Consider the following 18,720-nt stretch of genomic DNA (forward strand, 5'->3'; position numbering starts at 1 on the left):
CACATTTCTGCCTTGGGAACCAGGGCGGCTGCGCGGGTTCTCCAACTCTCGGAGATAAAGGTTGGATTCCAGCCAGAGATGCTGAGTAAGACCAAAGGCAACTTCTTGCTAGAGGCATCGGCGAATGAGACGCGAAGCCTACACTATAGCCTCCGGGTATAGTGTAGGTAGTTCACAAAGCAGTATTGAAACAAATTACCTCCTGTGAGCCTTCATCTATCCATCTCCACCACTTGCCCTGATACCAGTCGCCTCGGCGATTGGCAGTCAGCGGGTTTGTCGGTGGAGTTTTTTATTGGGGATGGATATCGCTCGATAGAACCAGGTACAGCCCAAATCGGCAACTTATTTAATTTTGACGCCGAGCATTTAACAACCATCAATCCAAAACCGGATCACAAAAGCGGGAGGTACAGGCGCATCCAAGCCGTACCGATATAGGACAAGAAAACCATAACGTTTTTCCAATCCCCCGCTCTGACTCAAACAGCAGCGGGGTTTCTTATCCCAAGGAGTAAAAAGCGTGACGAGTGTAACTGAAAGATTAAGGCGCTCAGTGGTGGTGTTCTCCAAGAACTACCTACCCCTGAGTCGAGTCAACATGAAGCGGGCGGTGACGCTCCTGGTTACTGGGAAAGCCGAACCGCTAGATTGGTGTAATGGTCAAGGATATCCAGTGCATTCACCCAGCTTAGTCTTACTTGTTCCTGAACAGATTCGCTTGACCAAAGCTAATTGCGATCGCGTCTGGAAAGTACCCCCTGTGAATCGCCGGGAAGTCTTGCGCCGGGACAAGCATCGTTGCCAATACTGTGGTAGCCCCAAACGGCTCACCCTCGACCACGTTATCCCCCGTTCTAAGGGCGGAAACCATCGTTGGGACAATGTAGTTACTGCCTGCGAACAGTGCAATAGTCGAAAAGGCGATCGCACACCTGAGCAAGCGGGAATGACTTTACTCACCCAGCCTAAAGCGCCCATGCATCCCACTGTGGCTTTTGCCGAACAGTTCTGGCGCGAACAGCACGTACACCTGGAATAATAGGAGATATCAGGTCATGCTGAAACTTACTTATACTGAAAATGGCTTTTACCTAGAGCGTCTATCGGGTTCTCTAGAGGAATGGGTGACTTCCCGAGTCATGTTGGCGCTGCGAGCCGCATCCAGCCTCTGGGTTGAATCTAGCACTGCTTCGTTTTTACTGCCTGCCGATATGCCTCAGTTGGCTGACTTAGAAAAGGCGGTTCGGCAACAAACAATCGATGACATTTCCCTATCGATTTGTGATGCTGATTTTATCGAAGTCACCCTCAAAGGCAACTGGATGACATCCAATCCTAATGGTGAAGAGGGTGTGTTTGTAGTCAACTTGAGCGATCGCACCGAGTTTTTTCTCTCTAAGCTGTGGCAGGATTCTCAAACTTATGCCTCTGTTACTAATGAATAAGCGAGGGCGCACTACCAACAGTGCGCCTTTTTTGTATTTTTGAATGAGTCTTTTTTGGGCTAAAGTGAGGCTGATAGGCTTGCTAAAGGAATAGAACCGTGAATACCAAACTACTACTCCCATTCTTGATCACCACCTTGCTGGTAAGTGACTCTTTAGTACCGGAAATCGGGCATGCTGAACCCCCGATTCAAGTCGCCCAATCTATCTGGAAACCCTTTTCCTCAGCCCCAGGTAATTTCACTGTCTTAATACCTGGTATACCTCACCAAGAACATGACACAATCACCACTGAAAAAGAAAAATCTTTGCCAAATTCCGTCCGACTGGCAGGAGGCGCAACAGGAACAGTCACCCCAGGACGCGCCACAAGAACAGTTAGTCCCCCTCCAGCTAACCTCAATGCCCAATTACGACAAGCTGTCTGTAACCAAAACTGGTCACAAGCGATGAATGTTGTCAATCGAATGATCGGTCAGACTGACTCCCAAGAGGTTCGGCAACAGTTATTTGATTATAAACAAAAATTACAAGGATTTGCCAATTCTAATGCAGTGGTTCCAGCGAGTGAGTTAACCGATTGTTCTTAGGTTTTAGGTTTTAGTTGAACAATGAAGAATCAATGATGAACCAATTTCACTTAATATGCAGCTTATTGATCACGATTTGAACAATTGCCTCTGGAGATTGGGAAGCGTCAATGTAGATTGCTTCAGAGGGAATCGGTTCTTCCAATGTTTCAAATTGACTTGGCAGCAGGCTTTCATGCATAAAGTGGTTTTGGCGATGTTTGAGCCGTTCATCAATGAGTTCAAAGCTACCTTGCAGGTAAATAAACTGGATTCGTGAATCTTGAATACCTAAAACTTGACGATAACTTGACTTGAGAGCCGAACAAGCTAATACTGTATTTTCACTTGCCACTAGCCACCGATCCATTGCCGATCGTATCACCTCTAACCAGGGTTGTCTGTCTTGATCGTTGAGGGGTATGGCTTGTTTCATTTTCTCTTTTGCGGCTTGAGTATGAAAATCATCAGCATCCCGAAATTGCCATCCCAAGCGTTGAGCTAAAGTTTGACCCACCCTAGATTTGCCAGAGCCAGAAACCCCCATCACAATTATAATCATTTCTCAGTTATAAGAAACCGTGGAGCTAATTTACTTCTCATTGGTATAAATAACCAAGGATTCTAAAATGATACTTCGGGACGGGTTAAAACACGGATTTATCCAGGTTTTATTGGTAAGCTGACGATAAACTCTGAACCCTGACCTAATTCTGAAATAACCTCAATTTTTCCCTGATGTTTCTGAATAATCTGATACGAGATAGCTAGACCCATTCCCGTTCCTTGTCCCACAGGCTTGGTTGTAAAAAATGGATCGAATATTTTAGGTTTAATTTCTGGAGGAATCCCAGAACCTGTATCCCGGATTTTGATTTCAACTTGATTAGGATCAACCTGCTGGGTTTGAATAATAATCTGCCGTTTGCTCAATCCTGGCTCACTGCTTAGTTGATCAATAGCATTGTTTATAATATTCATAAAAACTTGATTTAGCTGAGCCGGATAGCATTCAATTAAAGGAATCTGCCCATAGTGTTTAATGACTTCCATATCCCGACTTAGGCGAGAATTTAAAATTAAGATTGTATTCTCAATGCCTTCATGAATATCGACTTGTTTCATGTCTGCTTCATCTAGGCGAGAGAAATTTCGTAAGGATAAAATAATTTGGCGGATGCGTTCAGTTCCCACTTGCATGGAATTCATAATTTTGGGAAAATCTTCACAAATAAACTGCCAATCAATTTGATCAAGTTTAGTTTGAATCTCTGCTGAAGGATGGGGATAATGCTGCTGATATAGATGCAACAGTTCTAGAAGATCATGAGTATAGTCTTGGGCATAAGTCAGATTACCATGAATAAAATTCACCGGATTATTAATTTCATGGGCAAGTCCAGCTACCATCCGTCCCAAGCTAGACATTTTTTCACTTTGAATCAGTTGCGCTTGGGCTTGCTGTAAGTCGTGAATTTGGGTAGCGACTCGTTGAATCAGATGATTGAGAGATGTGGCTAACACTCCGATTTCATCCTCAGTGGTTACGGGAGCTTGCAGGTCAAAATTGCCGTCGTGAGTGGCTTGTTCTGCAATGCGGGTTACTGCTTGAATCGGACGTGCGATCGCGCGACTGGTATAGATGGCTAAAACTGCCGCAATTCCTATCGATAGCATCATACTTCCAGCAATGATGCTAGCCCGTAATATCTTAGCGTCCTTAAATTTAGCCTTTGCCTGCTGTTGTTGAATTTCAGTTAAGCGAACGAGCTTGTCTAAACTTGCTGAAATTGTTTCAAACTGGGGAATCAGTTCGCTTTTAAACGTTTTTACCAAAAAAGGTTGGATCGTTTGTATTTGGCTGGGAGTAAGCCTTTCATAAGTAAGTCTTTCTAAAATAGAGCTAACTACCTGATGATAGGTGTCTAAACCCTGAGCACAATAATTCAATAGTTCTTTTGGGGAGTTCCTATAATCGCTTGGTAATTGACGATGATTTTTTAAATGAAATTGTAATTGTGCGAGTTGATTATCGGTTTTTATTAAAGCTTCATTTAATTTCCTAAGATTATCAGCTTCTACAAGCTGATTTTCTGATAAATAAGCTAGTCGTTCTTGGTACAATTGAATAGTAAAAAAAGATTTTTCTAAATTTCCCAACATATCCAGTCGTTCCTGGGTAATTTCTAACGACTCTCTGGCGCGATCATCATAATGTTCTCCAACGATTAATCCCGTCGCCGTTCCTAAAACAGCAATGCTTACCGCTAAAAAATAGCCAGAACCAATTTTTTGATGAATACTCCAACGACGGCTGATACGATTGATCCAAAGTCCAGGATTAGCAAACAGACGGAAGCGACGCGCTGGCGTGGAAGGAGTCGCGATACCTGGATGATGAGAAATAATACCCGATTCTGAGTGATGCATAAAACAAACACGATACCGTCATTGTTCTAATCTAGACAAAACACCCTTTGCCCATCTAAAGTATAATTTTCAGATGTCAATCCTTTGACACTCCCCCTTTTAGAAAAAGGGGGATTCTGCGGAACTCGCATTCCACATATCCTGAGAAAACAACTCTAATTGTCTTCCCAGGTTCCCAGGCACACGACGTTTACCCTTGCGGGTGTCGTGTTCTCTCCCTTTAGGCACTGTTAATTCAGTGCTGGGCGTTTCAAACAGACTTAGCTGCTTGGGTTTCCCACAGTCCGTGGGTACCTTTTTTATTACTAATTTCAAGCCATATTCAGCAACAGCTTTACGCTTGATATTTCGTGCCGCCTGCTTGTCTGCATGGTCGAAGTGTCCACACCTGGTACAAATAAAACGCTCTCTGTCCCGGTTGGCTTTATCGATATGACCACAGGCGCTGCACTCTCTGGATGTATCTCGCGGGTTCACTTTGAGCAAGACCTTTCTCGACTTCACAGCCGCATACTCAATCTTGGAAATTAACTCTCCCCATGAGGCATCCGAAATGGAACGATTTAGACCTCGCTTGGCTGATTGACCACCATCCAAAAAACGTCCGGTTCCTTCATCTGGTTTGGGTTTACACCGCCTCACCATTCCTTGAATGTTGAGATCTTCTACTACAACGGCATCGGCTTTCTTGACCAGTTTATTGGCAACCTGCCACTGGTAAGCATTTCTGCGATTTGTTATTTTGCTGTGTAGCTTGGCTACTTCAGCAGCCCGTTCCTTGCGCCTCCCTGAACCTTTTTTAGTTCGACTGACACGCCGTTGGCGAATCTTCAGGGTTCGCTTAGTCTTCTGATTAGTGGCAAACCTGGGGTTGGGGATATCACTCCCATCGGAGCAATGCACCAACTTAGTTAAGCCCATGTCCAGCCCAACCGCCGTTTTTACTTCGGAAGCGGGGCGGGGTATAAGCTCTGGAATTGATTTGTCCTCCAGGCGTACCGAAATGAACCATCCATCGGTTCGGCGACGAATTGTAACGCTTCTAACGGCAAACCGATCAGGGATGGGGCGGGAATTGAAAAAGCGCATCCAACCGATTTTAGGCAGATAGACTTTGCTCCCCTTGAACTTGACCCGACCTGGCTTGTACTCGAACGACCGGAAATTACTGCGGTTTTTGAATACTGGGAATCCCCCCCCATCAAAGAAGTTTTTATAGGCAGTGTTCAACCTGGCAATATTGCGTTGCAATACGTCTGAGTCGATCGATTTATACCAGGGACGGGCAGCTTTCAGGTCTACCAGTGCGGCATCCTGAATCGTGCCAGCATTACGTTTTTTGCCGTTGTTTTTCCAGGGATTACCCGTCGCACCGTTTTTAACGATGCAGCAGGTTAATGGGTAAGCCTCGGCTTTAGTCCTTAAACTGCAATAGGGTCCCTGAATAAAAGAGTAATGATAAGTTTCAATCCGGTCAGCTAAACACCAGTTGTAGGAGGCTCGGAGCATATCAAGCCACGACTGCATCTTGGCAGATTGGCTGCCAGATGGACGCAGTTTATAGACGTAGCTTAATATCATACTTGGCTGATGTTAGGTTGATTTATACTATCAGTATACCAATAATTAGGTGGATTTAGGCAATGACCTTCAAGAAAAACCATAAGCTAGGAGCAAAAAAAATACTACCCTTCCCTTTGGACGATCAGCCAATATGTTTCAAGGGGTACAAAGGGCAAAAACTACAACTTAAAGCAGTCCCCAACTGGCAGGAACGACTAAGGGAATACGTGGCTCAACTTATAACTGAATGCGAATAAAGAAAGCCGCGTCGAACTTCAACTGTGAATTTGATGTTTCAGTCATAACACAATTCGGGATTGGAAATATTCTCTCTATCTCCCCATCTCCTCTATGTCCCTCATCTTACCGTCTCCCATGTTGCTTAACAAAGGACGATTAAACCGCTAAAAACCGCTGAATCACTTGAGGACTTAGTTCACGAGTTGAACCCGATGCGACAATACCTCCCTTTTGCATCGCGTAGTACCAATCCGCTTGTCGGACAAAATGCAGATGCTGTTCCACCAGCAGCACAGAAATCCCGGTAGACTTGACAATCTGACGGATAGCGGCTTCAATTTCTAAGATAATCGAGGGTTGAATTCCTTCTGTGGGTTCATCCAACACCAGTAATCGAGGTTTCCCCATTAAAGCCCGCGCGATCGCAAGTTGTTGCTGTTGTCCTCCACTTAAATCTCCCCCCATGCGAGATAGCATGGATTCTAAAACGGGAAATAAGCTAAAAATCTCTTCAGGAATCTCAGCTTTGTTCCCTCTACCCTGACGACAGGCTTCCAACCCCAGCAACAGATTTTCTTTTACCGTTAAGCGAGGAATAATCTCTCGCCCTTGGGGGACATAACCAATTCCTAATTTTGCCCGTTGATCGGGGGATTTATGGGTAATCGGTTCCTCGGCTAAGGTAATTGTACCCGTTCGAGGTTTGAGCAACCCCATAATCGTTTTCAGCAATGTTGTTTTTCCCACACCGTTGCGTCCAATCAGGCAAACCATTTGTCCAACGGGTACAGTTAAATCCACATCCCGCAGAATGTGACTTTCGCCATAATACACATTCACATCCCTAATTTGCAGCATTAGCTGAGTTGAGGATTGATGATCGATTTTAGATATTACTTGGTCAGTTGGACTCATAGCTAGAAGCCTTGAATTAGTATTCTTAGTTTAGTGCAGCATCGCTCAAACATTATTGAGGAGTGTTAAGTTTAGGAACTATCTTAGAGCATCGCTGGGTTTAACCACAGTTCGCGATCGCAAGACGTAAAAATTATTCCCTGAGCGTTGTTTCAAAGTCAATTGTAGGGGCGGGTTTAGGGACTAAATTACGCTATTCACCGATAACATTTCAACAAAACCCGCCCTCCCCACCGATAACTAATTGTAGTTAATTTGCAAAAACACAGGCTTTAAACCCTTAGTATGGCGTCATTTTCTTCCCTAGCGTCGGCAAAACTCCCAAAATACAAGCATACCCCAATGACAAAATTTTTTGAGCTTATTTAGAAATAAATTTGACAAAAAACATATTTTGTGAATCTATCCCTCAATCACAACGACTCGGCGGTATCTGCTTCTAAGCGATTGATAACTGCTTCCGGTAAATCCAGAAGTTTCACCAATTCTTTATAAGCGGCTGCTTCTTGTTGATTAATCGTCGGTTCATTAGGCGTGCGGGCGCTGACATTAATCACCTCATAACCCAACTTTAGAATCAACTCCCGTTCTTCAGGACTTTCAATTTGAGCAACCAATTCATCAATATCAACATTTGCCGCTAGATAATCCCGTAGTTCTGTTTGTAATTTTTCCTGTTCTTCACTATCCGTCGAAAACAATTGACTCAATCGAGAGATAATTAACTGGGCTTCTTCAGGCGCTAAATCCCCATCAGACCAAGCCATCGCTGTCACAATTCGCAGCAGTTTCATTTGATCAGCGCTAATCGAAGACTCTCGTCCTAAATACACCTCAATAACACGGGGGTCATTATGCACCTCATCGATACTTCCTTCACATAATACCGAACCCTCATGGAGTACCGTCACCTTACGGGCAATCACCCGCACAAATTCCATATCATGTTCAATCACAATAATCGAATGGCTTTCAGCGAGGGCGATTAGTAATTCAGCGATATTTTCCGTCTCTTCATCCGTTAACCCAGCCACAGGTTCATCAACAAGCAATAAATCCGGGGATTGCGCCACTAACATACCAATTTCTAACCGTTGCTTTTCCCCATGGGAGAGTAAATCAGCTTGTAAATCGGCTTTAGGAACTAAACCAATCGTTTCTAATAATCCTGACACCCTGCGTTGTTCCGATGCAGCAGGACGACCAAAGAGAGTCGAAAAAACATTTTTATGGCGATTACAGACTAAATCTAAATTCTCTCGAACCGTTAGATTTAGATAAACTCGCGGCGTTTGAAATTTACGACCAATACCCATCTGCACAATCTTATGTTCAGATTTGCGCCGCAGATTTTGTCCTTTAAACAGAACTCTCCCCCGGGTTGGTTGTACTTTTCCCGTGATCACATCTAGAAACGTAGTTTTTCCCGCACCATTAGGTCCAATAATCACCCGTAACTCTCCAGTATCCATACTGAAGTTGAGGTTATTGAGTGCTTTAAAGCCATCAAAACTAACGGTTAAATCTTCAATTGATAATATCGGTTGATTCATAGTTGGCAAACATTTAGCTAACCCAGGACAAAGGACGTAGCTTGCTTCTTTTCGGAAGCGAGTATAACAAAGGACAAATGACAACTATAGGGAATTAACCTTTCAGTGTCATCCGTGTGTGACTAACCTCTCACTCCCCTACCTCAATCTCCAAGAAATCCGTGAAATCAGTGTTTTGACTAATGACTAATTTCTTCTCGTTCTCGCTGCACCTCTGGGTCTTCTTCTAAACTGGGATAGGTAATCACTTCTTTACGTTTACCCAATAAACTAAGCAACCCCTGATAACCGGAATAGCGCCACCAACCGACAATTCCATTTGGCAACACCGTTACCACCAACAAAAATAATCCCCCTTGGAAAAACAACCAACTTTCGGCAAACTTTTCACTTAAAATGCTTTTCGCAAAATTGACCACCAGCGCCCCTAAAATTGCTCCCACGAGTGTGGCTCGACCGCCAACCGCCACCCAAATCACCATTTCAATCGAGAAGGCAATATCCATCGCTTTCGGTGAAACAATACCCGTTTGCAGGGTGAACATCGCACCAGCGATTCCCGCCAACCCGGCAGAAATAGCAAAAACTAGAACCTTAAAACCTGTGGGATTGTAGCCCGAAAACCTTACCCGACTTTCATCATCGCGAATCGCCACCAGTAAGCGTCCAAAACGACCCTGAGTCAGCCAGCGACATAAGGCATAAGATATTATCAGCAACAGGATTGTAATGGTATAAAATATAAACTGGGTTCGGTCGTCATTCACATTAGCACCCAGCAAGGTTTGGTAATTGGTTAAACCATTTGTACCATTGAATAGTTTCTGCTGACCATTGAATAAATTGAAAAATATAATGGTTGCGGCTTGGGTGAGGATGGAGAAGTAAACGCCTCGAATCCGGTTACGAAAGACGAGATAGCCAAATAAGCCCCCGACGATAGCTGGAACAACAATAACGGCAAAGACGGCAAATCCAAAGGAATTAAACGGTTGCCAAAACCATGGTAATTTATCCACACCGTAGAGACTCATAAATTCCGGCAAACGATTGCCTTCTAGGGGGGCTAATTGCAGGTGCATTGCCAAAGCGTAACCCCCCAGGGCAAAAAAGATGCCATGACCCAGACTCAAGAGTCCGGTATAGCCCCAAATCAAGTCAATTGCCAAGGCTGCGATCGCCAATGCCAAAAATCGCCCCAGAAGGTTCAGGCGAAAGTCAGACAGCGCCAACGGTATGACAATAATCAACACCAGGGCGATGAGAGTAACCACACCCACTTCAATCAGCAGTGACCGACGACGCTGTCGCCGTCGCTCTATTCCAGGAATTTCAATTACTGAGTCAGATATCATTTGTCATTTGTCTTACAATTACAATTCGTAAGACCGTCCCTTCTGCGGGAAAATACCGCCCGGTCTAATTTGCAGGAAAATAATAATTAGGGCAAACACCATCACCTTTGCCATACTGGTGGTGGCAAAAAAGGTAAACAAATCAAATAACGGCTCAATTGGCTGAAACAGCAAAGCCAGTATTCCCGAACCAATCAGGTAATTAATCGTCCCAATCGCTAACGCCGCCACAATCGAACCTACCAATTTACCAACGCCGCCAACCACCACCACCATGAACGTATCGACGACATAATTTTGACCCGTATTGGGACTTACTGAACCCAGCAAACTAATCGCACAACCCGCCACTCCTGCTAATCCCGAACCAATGGCAAAGGTTAAAGCATCAACCTTACCCGTAGGAATACCCAAACAAGCGCTCATACTCCGATTTTGAGTCACAGCGCGAATTCGTAATCCCCAAGCTGAACGCTGTAAGAATAGGTAAATTCCCGTAATGCAAAGAATAGTTAGCCCAATAATAAATAGTCGGACATAAGATAACTGAAAACTGCCTGCGGGTAACTCAACGAGCCATCCTCCCCGTAACCAGGTTGGTGCAGTTACATCGACACCCTGAGTGCCAAACCAAGGCTTAGTCGTCGCCAGGGCAAAGGTTTCACCTAAAACCTTCCCAATGGTAAAGACAATTCCTAAGGATAGTACCAGCATTGTTGGTATTGCCCAAGAGCGAATCCTCGGAAAATCTGCCCGACGAGACAGCACCCACAGCGCCCCAAAGAATAGCAGGCAAAATAGGAAAATACCAATCACCATCACCCAATTCACGCTGCGGATAAACTGCTGCAAAATTAGGCTAACACCCCAGGTTGCTAGCAAAGTTTCCAGGGGACGCCCGTACAGAAAGCGGATTACGCCCCGTTCGAGAACCAATCCCACAGCGGCGGTAACCAGAAACGCGATCGGTACGGCAAAGATGATATAAGTTTCAAACCATGGTTCCCCCAGAGACTTGAACCCATTTTGGACAACAAAGGTCGTATAAGCACCCAGCATCATCAACTCGCCGTGCGCCAAGTTGATCACACCCATGAGTCCGAACATAATGGCTAATCCCAGCGCTGCAATTAATAAAACAGCGCCAATACTGATACCGCCATAGAGACTATCTAAAAGTCCTGCTAGCACAATTTTCTACTTTGATTATTGATGGTTGATTTTTTATTGTGTAGGGGCTCTTTTCACTATTATCGTTTCTTGCCTCACCAAGGATGGGACTTGCGCCCGCCCAGACTCCCCTATCTTTCCTGTTCCTTATCTGCCTGTTCCAGAGGTTATACGTCTTTATAACTTGTATTTGCCACCCTTACTCAGATCAGACCAATCACAACCATACCCTTTAGTTTCAGCCACAAATTGATTCCAGGGAATCGGTGCGACGGCGGCTTCTGTCTCATTGACAATTTCAAACAAACCATCGTCTCCCACTTGACCAATCCGCACCACTTTCGAGAGGTGATGGTTAGAATTCATGGTCACCATACCTTCTGGGGCTTCAAATTTCTGACCATAAGCCGCTTTGCGGACAGCTTCTAAGTCATCAGCCGTTCCCGCTTGTTCAACCGCTTGCTTCCACAAGTAAACCCCAATATAGGCGGCTTCCATCGGGTCATTGGTCACTCGGTCTTCACCATATTTTGCCTTAAATGCCTTGACAAACTCCTGGTTTCGTGGTGTGTCAACGGTTTGGAAGTAGTTCCAAGCCGCATAGTGACCTTTGAGGTATTCGGGCCCAATCGCCTTGACTTCTTCTTCAGCAATACTGACAGACATAACCGGATACTTATCAGGTGTCAAACCTGCGCCCTGTAGCTGTTTGAAGAATGCCACATTACTATCCCCGTTGAGGGTATTGAAGATAACGCCCCCTTCTGGTAAAGCGGCACGGATTTTAGTAATGATGGGAGTAACTTCTGTATTTCCCAAGGGTAAGTAATCTTCGCCAACCGTCTCGCCACCGAGTTCTTCAAGCTGTGCCTTAATAATTGTGTTGGCAGTACGAGGGAACACATAGTCAGAACCAATCAGGAAGAATTTTTTGCCCTTATTCTCCAGCAACCAATCCACGGCTGGCTCAATCTGCTGATTGGGAGCAGCGCCTGTATAGAAGATGTTGTTAGAACATTCCTGACCCTCGTACTGCACAGGATACCAGAGTATATGTTTTTTCTCTTCAAAGACAGGCAATACCGCCTTGCGGCTTGCAGAAGTCCAGCCGCCAAAAACGGAGACTACTTTATCTTGGTCAATTAGCTTTCTCGCTTTCTCAGCAAACGTGGGCCAATCTGAGGCACCATCTTCCACAATCGCTTCAATCTGCTTACCGAGAATACCACCGGCGGCGTTGATTTCCTCAATGGCGAGTTGTTCAGCATCGACAACACTTTTTTCACTAATTGCCATTGTGCCGCTCAGGGAGTGGAGAATTCCGACTTTTATCGTCTCGCCACTACTACCACCTGCTGCCGAGTCAGGCGTTGTCGCATCTACGGTGGTATCTGCCGGCGGTTCACTACAGGCTTTGAGGAGAATACTGGTTCCTAACGTGGCACCGCCATAGATCAAAAATTTACGTCGCCCTAATCTTCTAACCATTTGTATAAATATTCCTCGGCTAATTCCGTTCGTTGATAGAGATAAACAAGGTTAAGCTGCGATAATAGAGCCAGCTTAGCCGAGCAATTGTTATTTTTGATACCAAACGCCGAGATGGATGAGATTGAGGAGATGGGTGAGATGGTGCTACTACAAGGGATAGGCAAGTAGAGACGTAAGGCGTGGAACGTCTGTCTGGAAGCCGGGGTGTAGGGGCGGGTTTTACAGCATTGGAGTCAACTTAAGCGCTAAAAGCAGGGGAAGCAGGGGGAGCAGAGGGAGCAGGGGGAGCAGGGGAAGCAGGGGAAGCAGGGGAAGCAGGGGAAGTAGGGGAAGCAGAGGGAGCAGGGGGAGCAGGGGAAGTAGGGGAAGCAGAGGGAGCAAGCAACAGGCCCCAGTTTGTATAGAACTGCTCGAACCAATAATTGGCAAGGGTTGTAGCTTAAATTGACACGGATGGTTTTACAGATAACTTATGCCTACAAACCGATAACGTGACTCAACCCGCCCTTGGAGGAGATGGCTCACATGGCTGAGACGGGGACGTCCAAAAAAAGTTTAACATAAATAAAAAGTTGTGCTAGTATGGGTAACTGTGAACGAAATGGGTCGGTGCCCGAGTGGTTAATGGGGGCGGACTGTAAATCCGCTGGCTACGCCTACGTTGGTTCAAATCCAACCCGGCCCACCACATTGCTCTATTTTATAGAGTGTGTGTATGAGAAACGTCTATGATGATGCCCGTGTAGCTCAGTGGTAGAGCACACCCTTGGTAAGGGTGAGGTCACGAGTTCAATCCTCGTCACGGGCTTTTGAGAAATCTATTAATTAATGACCCGTGATTTACAAGCTAAAGTCACGCAGCATTTTCTTAATCTCTACGTTGTGCATTTCCTCCTGACCAATTTGACCACGGGCAAATTCCTCTAGATACACGGATGCATCTTCCACGATATCCAGAAGGTCTTTATAGAGATCTAATGCTTTTTTCTCATGATTAAGGCTTTCCTGTAAAATATCCTGCACGGAATGTTGGTAGGTTTCCTCGATGGGCGCAATCTTTTGGCTGGGATGACCTTCTAAGCCTGTGATAATTTCTCCCACCTGTTGAGCGTGGAGCAGAGACTCGCTAGCCTGTGTCTTAAAAAAGTTTACAATCGGAATTCGGTTAGGACCAATCACCATCAAGGAGTAATGAGTATAACGCACGACGCCAGCCAACTCAAACTCCATAATGGTGTTGAGTACGTCAATGGTCTTTTTCAGGTCAAGCTCTTTCATATGTTGAGGTTGCGGTAAGTAGATTCACTTAGGTCTGTTTTAGTTTATCCCTAAAGAAGCTTAACAAGTCAGCGAATCTACAACAGTTGCTAGAGAACATTTTGCCACCTCCCTCGGCAAGAGTGGTGGGGGAGCTAGTGCAGCGCGGCAAAAATACTTGAGCAGCTTTGTAGACACGATGAAGCAGGGGGAGCAGGGGGAGCAGAGGGAGCAGAGGGAGCTGTTAACTGCTCAGTTATTTCTGCATTCTTGCACTAGGAGAGCAATCTAGAGACGTAGCATGGTACGTCTCTTAGCTGGGGGAGCAACATCTAGGGAGCAACATCCAGGGAGCAACATCCAGGGAGCAAGATGCTCCCACTATGGGGAACCGCTTATTTTTGAGCGTTATTCAAGTTTGCCCCGTCTAAGTTAGCTCCAGCCATATCCGTTCCTGTGATAGTGGCGTTGTTGAGATTGGCATTTCTTAAATCCGTATTACTCAGGTTCGCGCCTTCTAGGTTCGCGCTGTCTAGGTTTGCCCCGGCTAAATTCGCTCCAGCTAAATCTGCTCCTTTGAGATTAACGCCATTTAAATTAGCATTTTCTAAGTTAGAATGACTTAGATTTGCCCCTTCGAGATTGGTATTGGTCAAATTAGCATTGGCTAAATCGGCATTGGTACAATCGGCATCCTTGAGATTTTTGCCACTCAAATCAGCGCCATTGAGGGCTAAGCCCGCACATTTAAAGTTACTCGGCGCTATAGTGGCAGAACTGAGGTTACTTAGGGGGGATATCGCCTGGTTTGTCTGGGCTGACTGACTGACGGCGGCATTGGTTACACTATTTCTCGGCAACAACCATCCGGCTACGCCAAGGGCGATTAATAAAGGAAGACAAATCGCGAATCCCATCAATAAGGGTTTACCGCGTTTAGTTTTCCGGAGTTGAGCCTCAGCTTGGATATTTTCTAACTCAATCTGATTAATCGCCTCTTCCATAAACTCTGGTGGAATTTGGGCTTCGGTTCCAGCATCGATTAGCTCTTGTGCAGAATAACTTTGGTTGTGCTGGGCATAGAGTTGAGCAGCTCGCATCAAAACGTCTTGGGCTTGCTCTTCAGGAATTCGATGGTGTTGCGGTTTCATAGGAGGGTTAGGTTGAGTACAATGAGCAATTTCAAGATAAGGTTGCTGGTTCTGAGAAACGGATAATAAATCGTCGTTAAAGGTTTCAGCGTTTGGCGCAATTCAACGGCGATAAAAGTTATAAGTAGACAACCCTAAACGAGGTTGAACGATTATTTAAACTTAAAGGGGTGTTGTCACTCTTATTACTGAGAATAGCTTGCTATTGATAAAATTAAAGGGTTTGACGCTTAATTTCTGGAAAAAGGGGCAAAAATTTACTATGATTTTAAAAATCAATCAGTTTGGTAAAGAGTTGATAAAGAAAATCGTGGTTAGGGATTAGTCATGGGGTAAGTTGGGTAAGGATGAGGATTTGGTAAATTATTGAGGTTAACCTGGGGGAAAAAGCAATGACTATCCGGATTGGTAACGGTTACGATATCCATAAACTAGAGAAAGGACGCCCTTTGATTCTAGGGGGTGTGAACATTCCCCACGAACTCGGATTGCTAGGGCATAGTGATGCGGATGCCCTAACCCATGCGATAATGGATGCCATGCTAGGCGCATTGAGTCTGGGAGATATTGGTCATTATTTTCCTCCCACCGACCCAAAATGGGCAGGAGCCGATAGTCTAGAGTTATTGAGTCAGGTGAATCAGCTCGTGCGATCGCAGGGTTGGCAGATTAGCAATATTGACTCGGTAATCGTCGCCGAACGTCCCAAGCTGAAGCCCCACATCAAAACTATGCGCGATCGCCTCAGCACCACTTTAGCATTACAACCCGATCAAATCGGGATTAAAGCCACCACCAATGAGAAATTAGGACCCGTGGGACGAGAAGAAGGAATAGCGGCTTATGCTGTAACGTTATTAGTTAAGGAGCATTAGTTCTTTGTCATTGGTTATAACTCCAACGAACCTTAAGCGGCGAACTTTACACAAACATAGCACTCAAAGTCCCCCAATAGATCCCCCTTCCGTCCCCCTTTTTAAGGGGGAGACCAGAAGATGCGGGAGCTTTTTTTGCACGGGGGAACCGGATTCAAAGTCCCCCTTTTTAAGGGGGATTTAGGGGGATCTAAACTGAACAGAGAAAGCCATAAACTGATGCCCAATAATCGCCACTTGAGAAGAGATCCCCCCTAGCCCCCCTTTTTAAGGGGGGAACCGGATTCAAAGTCCCCCTTGGGAGATCCCCCTTCCGTCCCCCTTTTTAAGGGGGAGACCAGAGGATGCTTCGCGTTTTTTGCACGGGGAAGCCAGAGGATGCGAGAGCTTTTGTTCCATGGGGAAGCCGGATTAAATTTTCTCCAATCACCGTTTGTTTTGCGGTTGTTGAATCGGAATCTCAACCACCAACTCAGATCCTTGTTCAAGTGTCGAATTACACCACAGCTTACCGCCATGTTTTTCGACAACAATTTGGTAACTAACCGCCAACCCTAAACCCGTCCCTAAACCCACAGGTTTCGTAGTAAAGAAGGGATCAAAGAGCCGTTTTTTCGTTTGTGGACTCATCCCGATTCCGTTATCTGTGATGCGGATATAAACATAAGGAGTATCTGGTTCAGAATCGTCCCTTTCTCCCTTAGAATTTTCCTCGGCTACATCATCAGCCATTGGAGACTTAGCCGAGTCTGTTTGGCTAATACCTGTGCGAATCGTAATTGTTGGTGAAAATAGTCCCATCCCGTCCAAAAACTCTGCCTCAGTTGGAGACGAATAATGACTTGCCTTTTCCTCGATCGCGTCAATCGCATTGGTCAAGATATTCATAAAAACTTGATTTAACTGTCCGGGCCAACAATCGATGGGGGGCAAATCTCCATACTCTTTAATCACACAGATTCCGGCTGATCCCGGCTTCTCCTTAAGTCGATATTGCAGAATCATCAAAGCACTCTCAATACCCGAATGAATATCTACTATTTTGCGCCCTGACTCATCTAAACGAGAAAAAGTCCGCAAAGATTGAACAATTTCTCGAATCCGTTCAGCGCCAACCTTCATTGAATATTGAAGTTTAGCAAAATCGGTCAATATAAAGTCCAAATCGATGCTATCGATCCGCTCTTTAAGAATGGCTGGAGGATTAGGATAAGCGGTGCGGTAAAGTTGTACCAGCGCGATGAGATCTTGGTAATATTCTTGGGCATAAATAAGATTGCCATAAATAAAATTAACCGGATTGTTAATTTCGTGAGCAATACCCGCCACAAGCTGACCCAAACTGGACATTTTTTCACTTTGGATCAACTGAGATTGGGTGCGCTGCAAATCGTGGAGAGCTTTTGATAATTGTGCGGCTTGTTTTCGAGCATGTTCTGTGGCTTGACAGCTAGCGGCGTAAAGTTCAGCTTGTTGGATTGCCATGAGCAGTTGAGAGATCACCCCTTCGAGGAGTTCAATTTCGCTATCTATCCAAGGGCGAGTTTCCTGAGTGTGGCTGCAACTAATCACCCCGGTGATTCCGGAAGGGGTTTGTAGGGGGATAAGCAATAGAGACTGATAATCGAGCGATCGCATAAATTCCTGTAATAAGGAATCGCTCACCGTTTCCACGGTATCAATCCGCATCATGTTCAGATGGTATAACTGATGCGTGAGAACTTCATTGGTGTCCGCCCAATAGCAGCCTGTCAAATCGGGAAGCCAAGACTCTCGATCTTCGGTGACAACTTCCCAATAACCGGGTACTTGCTCAGCATGATACCGGATAAACTGACAGCGATCGATTCGCAATAGCTGGCGGATTTCTAGTACAGTTGTTTTCAGAATCGTATCGAGGTCTAAACTGTTGCGGATTTGGGTTGAGAGGCGATTGAGCAAGCCTTCTTGGTGAGCTTTTTCGCGCAAGCGGGCTTCTGAGCGTTGCAGAGCCGATTCAGCCGCTTGACAGGCGCTCATATCTTGAATGACGTGCAAAAAGTACTTCGGATTTCCTTGAGGCGATCGCACTAAGGATATAGTGATTTGCACCCAGACAATGCTGCCATTTTGGTGTTGGTAGCGTTTTTGTTGGCAGTGACTCTCAAGGGTACCGGCTAAGAGTAACTCCATTATCGCGCGATCGCTTGCCCAGTCATCGGGGTGGGTTAGGTCTTGCCAGGTGCGTGTGAGGACTTGATCACGGCTGTAGCCAACGATCTCACAGAACTTAGGGTTAACCCGAATTATCTTACCATCCGTCGATACCTGTTTGATGCCAACGGCTGCTTGCTCAAAGGTATCACAGAAGCGATCATCACATTCATTTAGCTGTGCCTCAACAGGTTTGGATGGAATGTCCACAACAGAGGTTCTAGCTGTATTAGGTCGGGTGGGGTTGGAATGAAACAAGGGTTTTGAGTTAACGCTAAACCAAGTTAATGTGCCGTCAGGTTTTTAAATGCCTATGATAACATTCGGAGGATAAAAAAGTTTTCGGTTGAGACGGCGGGCGGAGGACACAGCGCTGGAAAAGCCATGTAGAGACGTAGCCGACTACGTCTTTGTTTGAATTTAGCGCTTGGACTCTGATAACAATTTTTTGTACTTATGTAGATTATTGGTTCAATAATGGTATCTCCTGCTATCCGGTATAATAATACA

The 18,720-nt window shown here is 45.3% G+C and carries 16 protein-coding genes and 2 tRNA genes; 7 read left to right on the forward strand and 11 right to left on the reverse strand.

Going from position 1 to position 18,720, the window contains the following annotated elements; genetic code table 11:
* Positions 1 to 204: 204 nt before the first annotated feature.
* The 4 genes from RLO19_RS18510 to RLO19_RS18525 all read left to right on the forward strand — a co-directional run bounded on the left by RLO19_RS18510 (position 205) and on the right by RLO19_RS18525 (position 2,038).
* Positions 205 to 441, forward strand: a complete 237-nt coding sequence (locus RLO19_RS18510) for a hypothetical protein (RefSeq protein ID WP_446358766.1) — start codon at positions 205 to 207, stop codon at positions 439 to 441.
* Positions 442 to 523: 82 nt separating this feature from the next.
* Positions 524 to 1,042: an HNH endonuclease gene (locus RLO19_RS18515; protein WP_446358768.1), complete on the forward strand. Its 519-nt coding sequence runs from the start codon at positions 524 to 526 to the stop codon at positions 1,040 to 1,042.
* Between the two features lie 16 nt (positions 1,043 to 1,058).
* Positions 1,059 to 1,448 (forward strand): alr0857 family protein, encoded by a 390-nt coding sequence (locus tag RLO19_RS18520; protein ID WP_446358770.1) that lies wholly within the window; start codon positions 1,059 to 1,061, stop codon positions 1,446 to 1,448.
* Positions 1,449 to 1,546: 98 nt separating this feature from the next.
* Complete coding sequence (locus tag RLO19_RS18525; RefSeq protein ID WP_446358771.1) at positions 1,547 to 2,038, forward strand: hypothetical protein; 492 nt, start codon at positions 1,547 to 1,549, stop codon at positions 2,036 to 2,038.
* Positions 2,039 to 2,084: 46 nt separating this feature from the next.
* On the opposite strand, the gene RLO19_RS18530 is transcribed toward RLO19_RS18525, so the two are convergent.
* The 8 genes from RLO19_RS18530 to urtA form a co-directional block, all read right to left on the reverse strand.
* Complete coding sequence (locus tag RLO19_RS18530; protein ID WP_446358773.1) at positions 2,085 to 2,579, reverse strand: gluconokinase; 495 nt, start codon at positions 2,577 to 2,579, stop codon at positions 2,085 to 2,087.
* 98 nt (positions 2,580 to 2,677) lie between these two features.
* Entirely contained in the window at positions 2,678 to 4,447 is a 1,770-nt protein-coding gene (locus tag RLO19_RS18535) for a sensor histidine kinase (RefSeq protein ID WP_446358774.1), read from the reverse strand.
* 99 nt (positions 4,448 to 4,546) lie between these two features.
* Positions 4,547 to 6,028 carry an RNA-guided endonuclease InsQ/TnpB family protein gene (locus RLO19_RS18540; protein WP_446358776.1) on the reverse strand — a complete coding sequence of 494 codons (1,482 nt, stop codon included), beginning with the start codon at positions 6,026 to 6,028 and terminating at the stop codon, positions 4,547 to 4,549.
* A gap of 378 nt (positions 6,029 to 6,406) precedes the next feature.
* Positions 6,407 to 7,108: an urea ABC transporter ATP-binding subunit UrtE gene (urtE, locus tag RLO19_RS18545; protein ID WP_446358859.1), complete on the reverse strand. Its 702-nt coding sequence runs from the start codon at positions 7,106 to 7,108 to the stop codon at positions 6,407 to 6,409.
* 470 nt (positions 7,109 to 7,578) lie between these two features.
* Positions 7,579 to 8,718 carry an urea ABC transporter ATP-binding protein UrtD gene (gene urtD / locus RLO19_RS18550; protein ID WP_446358778.1) on the reverse strand — a complete coding sequence of 380 codons (1,140 nt, stop codon included), beginning with the start codon at positions 8,716 to 8,718 and terminating at the stop codon, positions 7,579 to 7,581.
* A 179-nt stretch (positions 8,719 to 8,897) separates the two neighbouring features.
* Positions 8,898 to 10,073 (reverse strand): urea ABC transporter permease subunit UrtC, encoded by a 1,176-nt coding sequence (gene urtC / locus RLO19_RS18555; RefSeq protein ID WP_446358780.1) that lies wholly within the window; start codon positions 10,071 to 10,073, stop codon positions 8,898 to 8,900.
* 18 nt (positions 10,074 to 10,091) lie between these two features.
* Positions 10,092 to 11,264, reverse strand: a complete 1,173-nt coding sequence (gene urtB, locus RLO19_RS18560) for an urea ABC transporter permease subunit UrtB (protein ID WP_446358782.1) — start codon at positions 11,262 to 11,264, stop codon at positions 10,092 to 10,094.
* A gap of 156 nt (positions 11,265 to 11,420) precedes the next feature.
* Entirely contained in the window at positions 11,421 to 12,731 is a 1,311-nt protein-coding gene (gene urtA, locus RLO19_RS18565) for an urea ABC transporter substrate-binding protein (RefSeq protein WP_446358784.1), read from the reverse strand.
* Between the two features lie 606 nt (positions 12,732 to 13,337).
* Between urtA and RLO19_RS18570 the strand changes: the two genes are divergently transcribed.
* Positions 13,338 to 13,422, forward strand: a tRNA-Tyr gene (locus RLO19_RS18570).
* 48 nt (positions 13,423 to 13,470) lie between these two features.
* Positions 13,471 to 13,542 (forward strand) — tRNA-Thr (locus RLO19_RS18575).
* 32 nt (positions 13,543 to 13,574) lie between these two features.
* On the opposite strand, the gene RLO19_RS18580 is transcribed toward RLO19_RS18575, so the two are convergent.
* The gene (locus tag RLO19_RS18580) at positions 13,575 to 14,012 is read right to left on the reverse strand and encodes a ferritin-like domain-containing protein (protein ID WP_446358786.1); all 438 of its coding nucleotides are present in this window, start codon (positions 14,010 to 14,012) and stop codon (positions 13,575 to 13,577) included.
* 374 nt (positions 14,013 to 14,386) lie between these two features.
* Positions 14,387 to 15,142: a pentapeptide repeat-containing protein gene (locus RLO19_RS18585; RefSeq protein ID WP_446358788.1), complete on the reverse strand. Its 756-nt coding sequence runs from the start codon at positions 15,140 to 15,142 to the stop codon at positions 14,387 to 14,389.
* Between the two features lie 392 nt (positions 15,143 to 15,534).
* Between RLO19_RS18585 and ispF the strand changes: the two genes are divergently transcribed.
* A complete protein-coding gene (gene ispF, locus RLO19_RS18590; protein WP_446358790.1) occupies positions 15,535 to 16,017 on the forward strand; it encodes a 2-C-methyl-D-erythritol 2,4-cyclodiphosphate synthase in 483 nt (160 codons plus the stop codon).
* 426 nt (positions 16,018 to 16,443) lie between these two features.
* Here ispF and RLO19_RS18595 read toward each other — a convergent pair whose 3' ends face one another.
* On the reverse strand, positions 16,444 to 18,468 hold the full coding sequence (locus RLO19_RS18595; protein WP_446358791.1) for a PAS domain S-box protein: 2,025 nt from the start codon (positions 18,466 to 18,468) through the stop codon (positions 16,444 to 16,446).
* Positions 18,469 to 18,720: the final 252 nt, after the last annotated feature.

It is taken from the genome of Coleofasciculus sp. G2-EDA-02 (genome assembly GCF_040226375.1).
Lineage (GTDB): Bacteria > Cyanobacteriota > Cyanobacteriia > Cyanobacteriales > Coleofasciculaceae > Coleofasciculus.

Coding starts and splice junctions, on each gene's coding strand:
- RLO19_RS18580 (WP_446358786.1), bottom strand. CDS start 14,012: ATGAAAGAGCTTGACCTGAAAAAGACCATTGACGTACTCAACACCATT.
- RLO19_RS18540 (WP_446358776.1), bottom strand. CDS start 6,028: ATGATATTAAGCTACGTCTATAAACTGCGTCCATCTGGCAGCCAATCT.
- urtE (WP_446358859.1), bottom strand. CDS start 7,108: ATGCTGCAAATTAGGGATGTGAATGTGTATTATGGCGAAAGTCACATT.
- RLO19_RS18520 (WP_446358770.1), top strand. CDS start 1,059: ATGCTGAAACTTACTTATACTGAAAATGGCTTTTACCTAGAGCGTCTA.
- urtA (WP_446358784.1), bottom strand. CDS start 12,731: ATGGTTAGAAGATTAGGGCGACGTAAATTTTTGATCTATGGCGGTGCC.
- RLO19_RS18530 (WP_446358773.1), bottom strand. CDS start 2,579: ATGATTATAATTGTGATGGGGGTTTCTGGCTCTGGCAAATCTAGGGTG.
- ispF (WP_446358790.1), top strand. CDS start 15,535: ATGACTATCCGGATTGGTAACGGTTACGATATCCATAAACTAGAGAAA.
- urtD (WP_446358778.1), bottom strand. CDS start 8,718: ATGAATCAACCGATATTATCAATTGAAGATTTAACCGTTAGTTTTGAT.
- RLO19_RS18585 (WP_446358788.1), bottom strand. CDS start 15,142: ATGAAACCGCAACACCATCGAATTCCTGAAGAGCAAGCCCAAGACGTT.
- urtC (WP_446358780.1), bottom strand. CDS start 10,073: ATGATATCTGACTCAGTAATTGAAATTCCTGGAATAGAGCGACGGCGA.
- RLO19_RS18535 (WP_446358774.1), bottom strand. CDS start 4,447: ATGCATCACTCAGAATCGGGTATTATTTCTCATCATCCAGGTATCGCG.